This window comes from Pseudomonas sp. CM25, assembly GCF_013179705.1.
Lineage (GTDB): Bacteria > Pseudomonadota > Gammaproteobacteria > Pseudomonadales > Pseudomonadaceae > Aquipseudomonas.
In genome coordinates this window covers 1-13,400 of the sequence record NZ_JABMCW010000147.1, presented here as the reverse complement: position 1 = coordinate 13,400, position 13,400 = coordinate 1, and the positions used below count along the sequence as shown (strand labels likewise).

Genomic DNA, 13,400 nt, shown 5'->3' with positions numbered 1-13,400 from the left:
GACCTGAAAAAACAACAGGCGCGTATCAAAGACTCGCTGGATGCTGCCATCCAGCGCGTCATGAGCCATGGCCAATATATACTAGGCCCCGAAGTGGCCGAGCTCGAGGCAAAGCTGGCGTCGTTTGTAGGCGCCAAGCATTGCATCACCTGCGCGAATGGCACTGATGCCCTGCAGATTGCCCTGATGGCCGTGGGTGTCAAGGCGGGTGATGAAGTCATTACTCCAGGCTTTAGCTACATTGCTACCGCTGAAGCTGCTGCGGTGCTCGGAGCTAAAGCTGTCTATGTGGATATTGATAAAAAAACATATAATCTTGACCCGCGCTTGCTAGAAAGCAGTATCACTAAAAAGACCAAGGCAATCATCCCTGTGTCCTTGTACGGCCAATGTGCTGACTTCGATGCTATCAACGCAATCGCGGATAAGTACGGTATACCGGTAATTGAAGACGCTGCCCAAAGTTTCGGTGCAAGCTACAAGGGCAAACGCTCGGGTAACTTGAGCAAAGTTGCGTGTACCAGTTTTTTTCCGAGTAAACCATTGGGTTGCTACGGCGACGGTGGCGCCATGTTTACCAGTGATGATGACCTGGCTATTGTGTTACGGCAAATTGCCCGACATGGTCAGGACAGGCGTTACCACCATATTCGTATCGGTATGAACAGCCGACTGGATACCCTGCAGGCTGCAATACTCTTGCAGAAACTCGATATTTTTGCGGATGAAGTAGCGCTTCGCCAAAATGTCGCACAACGCTATGCTTCTCGGTTGCAGGGTGCTGACATCCTGAGCATTCCTCATGTGGAAGCGCACGCTACCAGTGTTTACGCGCAGTACACGATCCGCGTGAATGATCGGGCGGAGGTCCAGGAGAAACTGCGGCGCGCCGGGGTCCCGAGCGTTGTTCACTATCCTATCCCTCTGAACAAGCAGCCCGCAGTAATGGACAGCGAGGTCAGTCTTGTCGTGGGTGATGAGGTTGCAGAGCAGGTGTTGAGCCTGCCGATGCACCCTTACCTGACCGATGATGATGTTGAACTTGTGGCTGCAGCACTAAAGTGATGAGCGCCCGGTTCTATTCCAGGTTGAATACGGGGTTTGTTCGCTCGGTATTATTGGTGGCGGGAGGCGCTCTGGTCTCGCAGGGACTGATCGTTGCCGTTACCCCGTTGCTGACCAGGCTGTTTAGCCCGGAAAGCTTCGGGGTTCTTGTCGCGTTCACGTCGGTGCTCACGATTCTCATAGCGCTTGCCTCCCTGAAATATGAGCTGGCCATTCCCCAGGCCAAATCGGCGAAGCAGGCGTTTGAAGTGGCCGTGCTCTCATTTTGTGTCTTGGGGGGACTTGGCTTGGCGGCGACTCTTCTGATCGTCGTTGCTTGGCTAACACCGTTCGTTGAGCTGCCGGGTTATTGCTGGTTTATTCCGCCGGGACTGTTGTTTGCCGGGGCATTTCAAATTGCCAGTTACCTGGCAATCCGCAACAAGGACTTTTCCGGGCTGACTGCAGCCAACATTCAGCGGAGTGTCGTTCAATCTGTGCTGCAAGTATCAGCGGGACTCGCTGCGCTTGGCAGCGGCGCACTCATCCTCGGGTATGTGATTAGCCAGGGCGCCGCAGGAGCGAGAATCGTCATCAAGGCGTTCCGCGGGCGCAGCAGCCCGAGTAGACTGCGGCTAGTGGCACTGGCGAAAAAATATAAACGGTTTCCGGTGATGGCGGCGCCAGCTGCGCTGTTGAATGCGGCGGCACTGAATGTCTCGCCTTTCGTTATCATCTATGCATTTGGCATGCATGAAGCGGGTTTGTTCGCCCTCGCCCAGCGTGCCATGGGGGTGCCCATGGCCTTTCTCGGTACGGCTATTGCGAATGTCTACCTTGCGGAAATCCCTCGGGTTGTCGAAACCTCTCCAGATCAGGTCATCGTCTTTTACAGAAAAGCGCTGCGAAACTTGGCTCTGCTAGGATTGCCAATCGTATCGGGCGCGGGGGTATGCCTGTTCTATTCTGTGGAGTTCATATTTGGTTCTACCTGGTCTGAAGCTGCCGTCCTCATGGTGGTGCTTGTCCCGTTATTCTTTGGCCAGTTTGTGGTGTCACCATTGAGTCAGACGCTGAACGTCATCGAACGGCAAGATGTGCAGTTGCTATGGGACTTTTTCAGGTTGTGCGTGCCCAATCTTGGATTCTTGATGGTTGCGCTCTCAGGCTTCAGTTTTGTCGAAGCTCTGCTGAGTTTTAGTGTGCTGATGTTTGTGATGTACGTTATTAATGTCGTTGTGACGCTGCGGATACTAAAGCGTCGGCTGGCTTGAATCTTGAGGGTATTTGCATGAAAGTTTTTACTGTTGTTGGTGCCAGGCCACAGTTCATCAAGGCAGCGGTACTGTCCAGGGCCCTGGCTAGCGCTGACTTTCCGGTGAAAGAGGTCCTGGTACACACGGGGCAGCACTATGACAGCAACATGTCGGATGTGTTCTTTGATGAATTGAGTATTCCCAAGCCTACGTACAGTCTGGGACTGGGCGGTGGTACCCACGGGCAGAATACTGGACGGATGATTGAGCAGCTGGAAGCGTTGATGCTCAAGGAGAAGCCAGATTGGGTGCTTGTCTATGGCGACACGGACAGTACGCTGGCGGGTGCAATTGCTGCGGTCAAGCTGCATATCCCAATCGCACACGTAGAAGCCGGCCTGCGTTCCTATAACCGCGCCATGCCTGAGGAAATCAACCGTTTACTGACTGATCACGTGTCGACCGTCCTGTTTGCTCCGACGGACGTGGCGAAAGCCAACCTGCTCAAGGAAGGGGTTGCCGAGGAAAAAATTGAAATCGTTGGCGATGTCATGTGTGACGCTACGGAATTCTATAAATCCAAGGCGGTAAAGCCCGCATGGTTCGATGCGTTGAATATCAATGCCGGTGAATATGTGCTCTGCACCATTCACCGGGCCGAGAACACCGATTCCGAAGCTAGGTTGCGGTCTATTCTCCAAGGGCTTGAGGGTTCCCAACAAACCATCATTCTGCCCTTGCATCCGAGAACCAGGAATAAAATCAAGTCGCTGGGTGTTGAGGTCGCGGACAACATCATCATCGTTGAGCCTGTTGGCTATCTTGAAATGAACTGGCTCGAGTCCAATTGCAAGTTGATTGCGACGGACTCGGGTGGCGTGCAGAAAGAAGCGTATTTTCATGGCAAGCACTGCGTTACGCTGCGCGACGAAACCGAATGGGTTGAACTTGTGCAAAGGGGCGTGAATACCTTGGTAGGGGCGTCGACGGACAAAATTGCTAACGCCGTGCGCGCGACCACTGCCAGTGCTTTTGAACAGAATCTTTACGGCAACGGCGATGCGGCCGGCAACATCATCAAAGTGTTGAAAGGCTTGGCTTGAGCATCAAGCCATTCAACTATAGGCAGGGGTGGATAAAGTGCAAAGTAGTCTCGGCGCCAAGCTGTTTTCCCCACGATTTGGGTTTTACCTATTTGTGGTTGTGGTAGGCGTTACCTACGGCCTCATGCCTGCCTTGCTTTATTTTTTTGCCGGCGCGAGCGACTATTTCCTGAAATTATCGGTGCTGACGCTGGTGGCGTTGATTGCGCTTGTCGCGGGATACAAATTGCCTGTCCTAGATGGCCAGTTCGGCGTCGGTGCTGTCAGGGTAATCGTCCCCAGTCGGCTGTTCAATTTTTGTGTGTGGAGCTTCTTTTTTATCTTTGCTTTCTATACCTACTACACCGCACCCTCGATACCGTTGATCAGTGCGCTTCAAGGTGCAAGCGCTGATGAACTAAGCCAGCAGAGAGGAGATTTTTTCAAGGGGCGGAGCGGGTTTGAAACCATTTTGCTGTACCTCAGCACTATTTTTACAACGGTGCTGATTCCGTATAGCCTGGTGCTGATGTTTCTTAAAAAATCACCCCTGCGGTATCTGTTCTTGATAGTCGCGTTCGCATTTTGTATCAGCTTCCTTCAGAAATCGCTCTTTTTGAATGTTTTCCTACCCGTCATGGTGTGTTTTGCCTTGGCTGGCAGGCTGTCTTTCAAAGCTCTGGTGGTCTGTCTGGGGCTGGCGATCACGATACTGGTCGCTGCAGTTTTTCTTTCGCTGGGCGGAGGGGAGGCGGGGGAGCTAAATGCGTCAGGTGCTCCGCTTGCTGAGTATTTTTCATCGAAGTATCTCCCTTCTGGCGCCGGGGATTACTTCCTCTGGCGTGCGCTTGCAGTGCCTCTTTTTACGGCGACCGATACCCTGCTGGTGCAGGCCGAGGTCTTGAAAAACGATTATTTGCTGGGTTCGACGAGTACGCTGATTTCCCTGCTGACCGGTGCCGAGCGTGTGAATATCGAACGCTACGTTTTTCAGCACCAATTCGGAAGCTGGAATGAGATTGCCAATGCGAATGCGGTTTACATTACAGATGCGTATGTGAACTTTGGGTGGCTGGGTGTCATAATCTTTAGTTTGCTGGTTGGGCAGGTGTTCAGGTGGTTTCGGTTGTCTCAGGACATTGCATTCAAGTCACTGTGGCCGATTTTCGCTTTTACCCTGTATTCAGCTTCGCTGATAGGTATGCTGATCAGCAATGGATTTGCCTATATGCTGCTCCATGCTTTGTTAATCAGGATTGGTTTAGGGGGCAGCAATGAAAAAAAAATTTCCGATAATCACGTTCTGTCGGGTGCGTTAAGGATGCAGGTGAAATGAATATCGTTTTTATAGTGCATTATTTCCCGCCGGTGAACAGTTCTGGTGCAAAGCGGGTTGAGGCCATCTCCAAATACCTGGCAGCCGATGGTCATGATGTGACTGTGATCACCACCCGAAAAACTGCCTCTGACGGTGGCTTTACCGAGGTTTATCCTGAAGGCGTCCGGGTGCTCGAGCTCGATCAGTTAGGGCGCGTGAGCGCCTCGCAGGAGAACTCTGGAGCGTTCGAGCCCATGTATACCGAAAAGCCCTCGCTCAAGCGCCGGATCAAGGACGTTGTCCTCAACGTGCTGGGCCAGGTCCCTGATCCACGCTTGCCATTTGCGATCTCGTTCCTCAGCCCGATGATGAACGCTCAAGTCAAAGCGGTACTGAACAGAGCGGATGTGGTGATAGGTTCTTCTCCACCCTGGCCTCTGCTGCTGGCGGCAGTCATATGCAAAAAACGCTTCAACGTGCCGTGCATACTTGACTACAGAGATCACTTCAGCGAGTGTCATGAGATGCCGGGTGGTCGCTTCGCCAAATGGCTGGAGCTAAAGATCGACAGATGGTTGGTGGGGAACGCCAGTCATCTGGTAACCATTTCGGAACCGATGAGTTCGTACTACCGGACCATGTCACCCAACGTTGCTACCATCATGAACGGCTACGATCATGAAGTCCTGGATGCAGCAAGGTTGCGGGCCAATCCGCCTTTGCCCGAGAAAGTCGTGCTGCGTTACATGGGTATCGTCTCCCCCGGGCGCGTTCCTCATAATGTAATGCGTGCTTTGGTTCGGTTGAAGGCGAGTCAACCCCAGCTATTCGAGCGCTTCCAGATTGAGTATTATGGTGGTGCGGACTTGATAAAGGATGCCTTGGTCAAGCAGTACCCCTCTATTGACTCGGCGTTCTCCTTCCATGCTGCGGTGCCCTACCAGGATTCGCTTCGGCTGATTGTCGAGTCGGACTATCTGATATTTGCCGAAACTTCATCCACTCAGACACTCAGTGCGCAAGGCATCCTGACGACCAAACTCTTCGAGTATATTGGCGCTGGGCGACCGGTCCTGGGTGATATTTCGGTGGACACGCTGGCTGGTTCGTTCCTCCGCCGTGCAGACGAAAACAACGTGATTGGCGTGACATCGGATATCTTCTTCGAAGCCTTTAGTGCTGCAGATTTCTATCAGCGCAAGGCGAACGTTGTATCTGATTTCGCTCAAGGCCTGTCGCGCCGTGCACAGGCACACCAGTATACAGATGTCATCCGCCAAGTCTTGGCAAGAGAGCAATAATGAACGCCAATAATGCAGGTTACAGAATTTGCAATTCATGCATCATGGACACCTCGGATCCGAACATTTCGTTCGATGAGCAAGGTGTCTGCGAGTATTGCGCGAACTTTGCGCGCGAGATCAAGCCCAATTGGGATACCGGCGCGCGCGGCCAGTCCGAATTGATGGCGCTTGCAGAAAAGATTAAAGAACACGGCAAAGGCAAGGATTTCGACTGCATCATCGGCTTGAGCGGCGGCCTGGACAGCTCCTATGCCGCCTACATCGCAAAGACTGTAATGGGCCTGAGACCATTGCTGTTCCACGTGGACGCAGGCTGGAACACTGACCAGGCGGTGGGCAACATTGAACGCCTGGTTGATGGCCTCGGTCTGGACCTCTATACCGACGTAATCAACTGGGAAGAGATGAAGGACCTGCAAGTCGCGTTCCTGCGTTCGCAGATTTCCGACCAGGATCTGCCGCAGGATGCCGCCTTCTTCTCCTCGCTGTACAAGTTCGCACGCCAGCACAAGATCAAATATGTCCTGACCGGGGCGAACTACTCCACGGAGTGCTGCCGCGAGCCGGAAGAGTGGGGCGGCTACCCCGGTATCGACAAGACACTGTTCGGCGATATTCACGGTCAATTCGGCAAGCGGGCACTGAAGAGCTTCCCGTTGGTTGATATCATGACCTACAAGATTTATTACCAGCGCATCCTCGGTATGCAGATCGTAAAACCACTCAATCTGGTGCCTTACGTCAAAGCCGATGCCGAGGCCACGTTGGAGCGTCTGTTCGGCTGGAAGCGATTCAAGCATAAACATCATGAGTCGCGCTTCACGCGGTTTTATGAAGATTACTGGATGCCACGCAAGTTCGGCTACGAAAAGCGCCGCGCGCATTTTTCCAGCCTGATCATGACAGGCCAGCTGACCCGCGAGGCAGCCCTTGAGCGCATTGCCAAGCCTGAGATGGACGAAAACTTCCTGAAATCCGAGTTCGAGTACGTCGCGCACAAGCTGGACTTGACTGTGCCTGAGCTTCAGGGCATTTTCGAAGGTCAGAACAAGACCTTCCGTGACTACAAAAACAAACGTTTCTTGATCGGCATTGGGGCTAGAGTGCTCAGCGCCATCGGATTGGAAAGAAGGCTGTTCAGATGATTACCATCATTGATTACGGCTTGGGCAACATCCAGGCTTTCGTCAACGTCTATCGACGCTTGCATATTCCGGTTGCGGTCGCGCAAACCGCAGCGCAACTGGACGGCGCAACCAAGCTGATCCTGCCCGGCGTCGGCGCCTTCGACCACGCGATCGAACGGCTTGACGCGTCGGGCATGCGTCCTGCCCTTGAGGAGCTGGTGCAGCAGCACAAGGTTCCTGTACTTGGCATTTGCGTGGGCATGCAGATTCTCGCCAACAGCAGCGAGGAAGGGCGCCTGCCCGGCCTGGGCTGGGTGCCGGGGTGCGTGCGGTCGTTCAAGTCGGTGCCAAACCTCACCGACCTGCCGTTGCCTCACATGGGTTGGAACGACGTAACTGCGCTCGACGACAACCCCTTGTTCAAGGGTTTCGAAGAAGAGGCGCGCTTCTATTTCCTGCACTCGTTCTTCTTTGATTGCGAGCAGCACCAGCACCGCGCCGGAATGTCCTCCTACGGGCTGGAGTTCAGCTGCGCCGTTCAGGCCGGGAACGTCTACGGCGTTCAATTCCACCCTGAGAAGAGCCACCACTTCGGTGTCGGCCTGCTGAAAAACTTCGCCGAACTGTGAGCGGGAACTGACAAATGTTAAGACCACGGATTATCCCATGCCTGCTCATCCAAGACGGGGGGCTGGTGAAGACGGTCAAGTTCAAGGACCCGAAGTACGTCGGAGATCCCATCAATGCGGTGAAGATCTTCAACGAAAAGGAAGCCGATGAACTGATCGTGATCGATATCGATGCCACTGCTCATGGTGTAGAGCCCAACTATACCCAGATCGCCAAGCTGGCAGCCGAGTGCCGCATGCCACTGTGCTACGGCGGGGGCATTCGCACCGCAGAGCAAGCCAAGAAGATCATCCAGCTGGGCGTCGAGAAGGTGGCCATCAGTTCAGCCGCGCTGGAGAATCCAGGACTGGTGACCCAGATTGCCGAGGAAATCGGCAGCCAGAGCGTCGTGGTCGTGCTGGACCACAAGTCGCGCTTGTTGAGCAAGCATCAGGAAGTCTGGACGCACAACGGCACGCGTAATACCAAGCGCAACGTGGTTGAAGTTGCACAAGAACTGGAGAAGCTTGGTGTAGGTGAGATCGTGCTCAACTCCATCGAGAATGACGGAAAGATGAAGGGCTACGACTTGGAGTTGGCCAGCAAGCTGCGCGCTGCGGTGCATATCCCTATCACCATTCTGGGTGGGGGAGGCTCGCTCGAAGATATGGCCAACGTGGTCAAGGCGTGCGGTGTGGTCGGCGTGGCAGCTGGCAGTTTCTTCGTTTTCAAGGGGCCCTATCGCGCTGTGCTGATCAGCTACCCGACTGCCCAGCAGAAAGATGACATCATTTATTCCGCTCTCCGAGCCCGCTAACCTCCACCGCGCGTCGCAAGGGTCAGATCATATGTTCAAAGGTAAGACACTCCTCATCACTGGCGGCACCGGATCTTTTGGCAACGCTGTACTCAAGCGTTTTCTCGAAAGCGACATTGCCGAAATCCGCATTTTCAGCCGCGATGAGAAGAAGCAGGACGACATGCGCAAGCGCTACGGCAGCGCCAAGCTGAAGTTCTACATCGGCGATGTCCGGGACTATCAGGGCGTGTTGAATGCTACGCGAGGGGTCGACTACATCTTCCACGCGGCCGCGTTGAAGCAAGTCCCCTCTTGCGAATTCCACCCGATGGAGGCCGTGAAGACCAATGTCATCGGCACTGAGAACGTTCTGGAAGCGGCGATTCAGAACCAGGTGCAACGCGTGGTCTGCCTCAGCACTGACAAAGCGGTATACCCAATCAATGCGATGGGTATTTCCAAGGCTATGATGGAAAAAGTCATGGTGGCCAAGTCGCGCAACCTCGACCAGACCAACACGGTCATTTGCGGCACACGCTACGGCAATGTCATGGCATCGCGCGGGTCGGTGATTCCGCTGTTCATCGAACAGATTCGGGCAGGCAAACCATTGTCAATCACCGACCCGAACATGACCCGTTTCATGATGACCCTGGCAGACGCCGTGGACCTGGTGCTATATGCGTTCCAGCACGGCAACAACGGTGACCTGTTCGTGCAAAAAGCACCTGCCGCGACTGTGGAAACCCTGGCCAAGGCGTTGACCGCGCTGCTTGGCACGCCCGAGCACCCGGTCCAGGTAATCGGTACACGGCACGGTGAAAAGCTCTACGAGGCGCTGCTTAGCCGGGAGGAGATGGCGTGTGCCGATGACATGGGCGACTACTTCCGGGTGCCACCGGACCTGCGCGACCTGAACTACAGCAAGTACGTCGAGCAAGGTGAGGAAAAAATTTCCCGTACCGAAGATTACAACTCTCACAACACCGAGCGCCTCGACGTTACAGGCATGCAGGCACTGCTGCTGAAGCTCGAGTTCATCCAGGCTATCCAGCGTGGCGAACACGCTACACCGGAGGAGTGAGCGATGAAGGTTCTGGTTACCGGGGGCAACGGCTTTATTGCGCGCAACCTGCTGGTTCATCTCGAAGAGCGCAAGGACATCGAAGTGAACCTGTTTGTTCGCGGCGATGACCTGGCTGCCCTGAAGCTCAAGGTCGCCGAAGTGGATTGCATCTTCCATCTGGCCGGCGTGAATCGCCCCCAGGACCCTGCGGAGTTCGACAGTGGTAACAGCGAGCTGACCCAGCAGCTGTGCGATGCGATAAGAGCGTCTGGGCGCAAGATACCTGTGTTGTACTCGTCCTCCACCCAGGCAGAGCGGGACAATCCGTATGGGCTCAGCAAGCTCGCGGCTGAGCAGGCATTGACGGCGCTGCACCAGCAGAACGCCAGCCCGGTCTATATATTCCGCCTGCCCAATGTGTTTGGTAAATGGGCAAGGCCGAACTATAACTCGGCCGTTGCAACGTTTTGCAACAACATTGCCCACGACCTGCCCATTCACATTCATGACGAATCTGCGGCATTGAACCTGGTCTATGTTGACGACGTGGTCAGCAAGTTTCTCGCCATCATGGATGGGGAAGCACCTGACAGTGGCCTGGTAGAGGTAGAGCCGATCTACAGTACCAGCGTAGGTGAGCTGGCCGCGCAAATACGCCGCTTCCGTGCCAGCCGGGATACGTTGGTGACCGAAAACGTCGGCGTGGGTCTGGTCAGGGCTCTGTACTCGACTTACCTGAGCTATTTGCCTCCGGCCGCGTTCACCTACGAGGTGCCCAAGTATGGCGACCCGCGCGGTGTTTTCGTGGAGATGCTGAAAACGCCCGAAGCCGGGCAGTTTTCCTATTTTACGGCGCACCCGGGCATCACCCGTGGTGGTCATTACCATCATTCGAAAACCGAAAAATTCCTGGTCATCAAAGGCAAGGCCAACTTCCGTTTCCGTCAGGTGGTGACAGGCGAGTTCTATGAACTGGAGACCTGTGGCGAGTCACCGACCATCGTCGAAACGGTGCCAGGCTGGACCCATGACATCACCAATATCGGTGAAGACGAGATGATCGTGATGCTCTGGGCCAATGAAATCTTCGATCGTGAACACCCGGACACTTATGCGCTGCCGGTCTGCCCATAAAACGGCTGGCTCAGGAATGAGGACAGTATGAAAAAGCTCAAAATCGTCACCGTTGTTGGAACACGCCCGGAAATCATTCGCTTGTCCAGGGTCCTGAGCGCGCTTGATGAGCACTGCGAACACATCCTGGTACACACCGGGCAGAATTATGACTACGAACTGAACGAGATCTTTTTCCAGGACCTGGGTATCCGCAAGCCGGATCATTTCCTGAACGCCGCAGGCGCTTCCGGGGCCGAAACCATCGGCAATGTGATTATTGCAGTTGACCGGGTACTGGCCGAAGTGAACCCCGAGGCGTTGTTGGTGCTGGGTGATACCAATAGTTGCATGGCCGTGATTTCTGCCAAGCGCCGCAAGATCCCCACCTTCCACATGGAAGCAGGCAACCGCTGCTTTGACATGCGCGTGCCCGAGGAGATCAACCGCCGTATCGTCGACCACACTGCCGACATCAACCTGACCTACAGCACCATCGCCCGTGACTACCTGTTGCGCGAAGGCCTGCCAGCCGACCGGGTGATCAAGACGGGCAGCCCGATGTTCGAAGTACTCAACCACTACCGCGACGGCATCGAAGCGTCCGATGTGCTTGAGCGGCTTGGCCTTGAAGCCGGCAAGTTCTTTGTGGTGAGCGCCCACCGTGAGGAAAATATCGACTCTGACAAAAACTTCCTTTCGTTGGTTGGCACACTCAATACCATTGCCGAACAATTCGATTTGCCGGTCATTGTGTCGACCCACCCCCGTACGCAGAAGCGTGTCGACGCAATGGGGGTTACATTCCACGCCAATGTCCGTTTGCTCAAGCCCTTGGGCTTCAAGGATTACAACAAGCTGCAGCTCTCCTCCAAGGCGGTGCTGTCCGATAGCGGCACCATCAACGAGGAAGCCTCGATCCTCAACTTCCCGGCCTTGAATATCCGTGAGGCCCACGAGCGCCCTGAAGGCATGGAAGAGGCGGCGGCGATGATGGTCGGGCTGGAGGCCGAGCGCGTGCTGCAGGGGCTGAGCATTCTTGAAAGCCAGTTGCGCGGCGAGCAACGCAACTTGCGCCTGGTTGCCGACTACAGCATGCCCAATGTATCCGACAAGGTGGTGCGTATCGTCCACAGCTACACCGATTACGTGAACCGTACGGTTTGGAAACGGTACTGAGCCTGTGGAAGAAATAGCGGGCAAGAAGCTGAAAGTGTTGGTGGTCAGTCAGTATTTCTGGCCGGAAAACATGCGGATCAACGACATGGTTCGTGACTTCACCGAAAAAGGCCACGAAGTCACGGTGCTCACGGCCTGGCCCAATTATCCCGAAGGCAAGGTCTATAAGCGATTCAAGGATCAGCCCGAGCAGTTTTGCAACTACGAAGGCGCCGAGGTCGTCAGGGTGCCGTTGGTACCTCGCGGCAGGCGCAGTATCCAGTTGGTGCTCAACTACCTTTCTTTCGTGCTGTCGGCGGCTCTTTTGGGTTCGTGGAAGCTCAGAGGCAAGCAGTTTGACGCGATATTTGTTTATGCAGTTTCGCCGATTCTTGCCGCGATACCTGCAGTGGTGCTGCGCCGACTGAAGCGCGCGCCATTGTTTATCTGGGTGCTTGATTTGTGGCCGGAAACACTGCGCGCGGTGAATATCATTCACAACCCTAAGGTCCTGGGGCTGGTGGGTCTCGCAGTGTCGTGGATCTACAACCGTACTGATTACCTTTTGCTGCAGTCCAACGGCTTTTTCGACAACGTGCGCCGTTATTGCACCAAAGCCATCGAGTCGGACCGCCTGGTGTATTTCCCAAGCTGGGCCGAAGATGATTTTTCGGCTCAGACACTGGAACCGTCAAAGCTGGTTGAGGCCGATGCTGCGACGTTCACCGTGGTGTTTGCCGGTAACCTGGGGGAGGCGCAGGATTTTCCGGCCATTCTTGACGCCGCACAGGCCCTGCGTGGCCAAGTAGCGGTGCGCTGGGTGATCGTCGGTGATGGCCGGATGAGTAGCTGGCTTGAGGAGCAGGTGCGCAGTCGGGGGTTGGACAATGTGCTGCTGCTCGGGCGTCACCCACTGGAAGCAATGCCGCCATTGTTTGCGCAGGCTGATGCCTTGCTGGTGTCGTTGCGCACCAATGACGTGTTCGAGAAGACCATTCCTGGCAAGGTTCAGGCTTACCTGGCATCCGGCCGGCCGGTACTCGGTATGATCAACGGTGAGGCTGCCCGAGTCATTGAAGCGTCCGGGGCTGGTTTTGCCTGCGAATCGGGGAATGGCGCCGAGTTGGCCAACATCACCCGTAAGCTCGCCCAGCTGCCTTGCGCGCAGCGCCAGCAGATGGGGGCAGCGGGGCGACAATACTACGAGCAGGAATTTGCCCGGCCTGCGCTGCTGGCGCGTCTGGAGCGCCTTTTTGGCAACGCCACCTTGAGAAGGTCAGGACGATGAAGCACAAGGTATTTCTTACTGGAGCCAGCGGCTTCGTCGGGAGCGCGATCATGCACAGGCTGGTCGCCGACGGAACTCCCGTGGTTGCTGCTGTGAGGCAGGCGGATGTGGTGCAGTCGCCAATGGTGCGCAGCGTACTGTTCCAGTCGTTCGAGCAGGATAACGACTGGGATGGAGCGCTGGCCGAGTGTGATGTCGTAGTCCATAGCGCGGCGCGTGTTCATGTGATGAACGAC

Annotated in this window: 13 protein-coding genes; all 13 read left to right on the top strand. The window is 55.1% G+C overall.

What is annotated here, in order from left to right; translation table 11 throughout:
• Positions 1–1,065 (top strand): DegT/DnrJ/EryC1/StrS aminotransferase family protein (locus HP546_RS16330; protein WP_218584536.1); only part of this gene is annotated, 1,065 nt, incomplete at its 5' end.
• Positions 1,065–2,318, top strand: a complete 1,254-nt coding sequence (locus HP546_RS16325) for an oligosaccharide flippase family protein (RefSeq protein ID WP_172227383.1) — start codon at positions 1,065–1,067, stop codon at positions 2,316–2,318. The genes HP546_RS16330 and HP546_RS16325, both read left to right, overlap by 1 nt.
• 17 nt (positions 2,319–2,335) lie before the next feature.
• On the top strand, positions 2,336–3,403 hold the full coding sequence (gene wecB, locus HP546_RS16320; RefSeq protein WP_172227381.1) for a non-hydrolyzing UDP-N-acetylglucosamine 2-epimerase: 1,068 nt from the start codon (positions 2,336–2,338) through the stop codon (positions 3,401–3,403).
• Positions 3,404–3,440: 37 nt separating this feature from the next.
• Positions 3,441–4,718 carry a hypothetical protein gene (locus HP546_RS16315; RefSeq protein WP_172227379.1) on the top strand — a complete coding sequence of 426 codons (1,278 nt, stop codon included), beginning with the start codon at positions 3,441–3,443 and terminating at the stop codon, positions 4,716–4,718.
• Positions 4,715–6,001, top strand: a complete 1,287-nt coding sequence (locus HP546_RS16310) for a glycosyltransferase (protein WP_172227378.1) — start codon at positions 4,715–4,717, stop codon at positions 5,999–6,001. The genes HP546_RS16315 and HP546_RS16310 overlap by 4 nt, the downstream gene beginning before the upstream one ends.
• Positions 6,001–7,149, top strand: a complete 1,149-nt coding sequence (locus HP546_RS16305) for an N-acetyl sugar amidotransferase (RefSeq protein WP_172227376.1) — start codon at positions 6,001–6,003, stop codon at positions 7,147–7,149. The genes HP546_RS16310 and HP546_RS16305 overlap by 1 nt, the downstream gene beginning before the upstream one ends.
• Complete coding sequence (gene hisH / locus HP546_RS16300; RefSeq protein WP_172227374.1) at positions 7,146–7,760, top strand: imidazole glycerol phosphate synthase subunit HisH; 615 nt, start codon at positions 7,146–7,148, stop codon at positions 7,758–7,760. Before HP546_RS16305 ends, hisH begins: the two co-directional genes overlap by 4 nt.
• Before the next feature lie 14 nt (positions 7,761–7,774).
• Complete coding sequence (locus HP546_RS16295; RefSeq protein WP_172227372.1) at positions 7,775–8,557, top strand: AglZ/HisF2 family acetamidino modification protein; 783 nt, start codon at positions 7,775–7,777, stop codon at positions 8,555–8,557.
• A gap of 31 nt (positions 8,558–8,588) precedes the next feature.
• Positions 8,589–9,623 carry a polysaccharide biosynthesis protein gene (locus HP546_RS16290; protein ID WP_172227386.1) on the top strand — a complete coding sequence of 345 codons (1,035 nt, stop codon included), beginning with the start codon at positions 8,589–8,591 and terminating at the stop codon, positions 9,621–9,623.
• A 3-nt stretch (positions 9,624–9,626) separates the two neighbouring features.
• Positions 9,627–10,739 (top strand): NAD-dependent epimerase/dehydratase family protein, encoded by a 1,113-nt coding sequence (locus tag HP546_RS16285; RefSeq protein ID WP_172227370.1) that lies wholly within the window; start codon positions 9,627–9,629, stop codon positions 10,737–10,739.
• 27 nt (positions 10,740–10,766) lie between these two features.
• Entirely contained in the window at positions 10,767–11,897 is a 1,131-nt protein-coding gene (wecB, locus tag HP546_RS16280) for a non-hydrolyzing UDP-N-acetylglucosamine 2-epimerase (RefSeq protein ID WP_172227368.1), read from the top strand.
• 13 nt (positions 11,898–11,910) lie between these two features.
• The gene (locus tag HP546_RS16275) at positions 11,911–13,164 is read left to right on the top strand and encodes a glycosyltransferase family 4 protein (RefSeq protein ID WP_172227385.1); all 1,254 of its coding nucleotides are present in this window, start codon (positions 11,911–11,913) and stop codon (positions 13,162–13,164) included.
• Positions 13,161–13,400 (top strand): NAD-dependent epimerase/dehydratase family protein (locus HP546_RS16270; protein WP_172227366.1); only part of this gene is annotated, 240 nt, incomplete at its 3' end. The genes HP546_RS16275 and HP546_RS16270, both read left to right, overlap by 4 nt.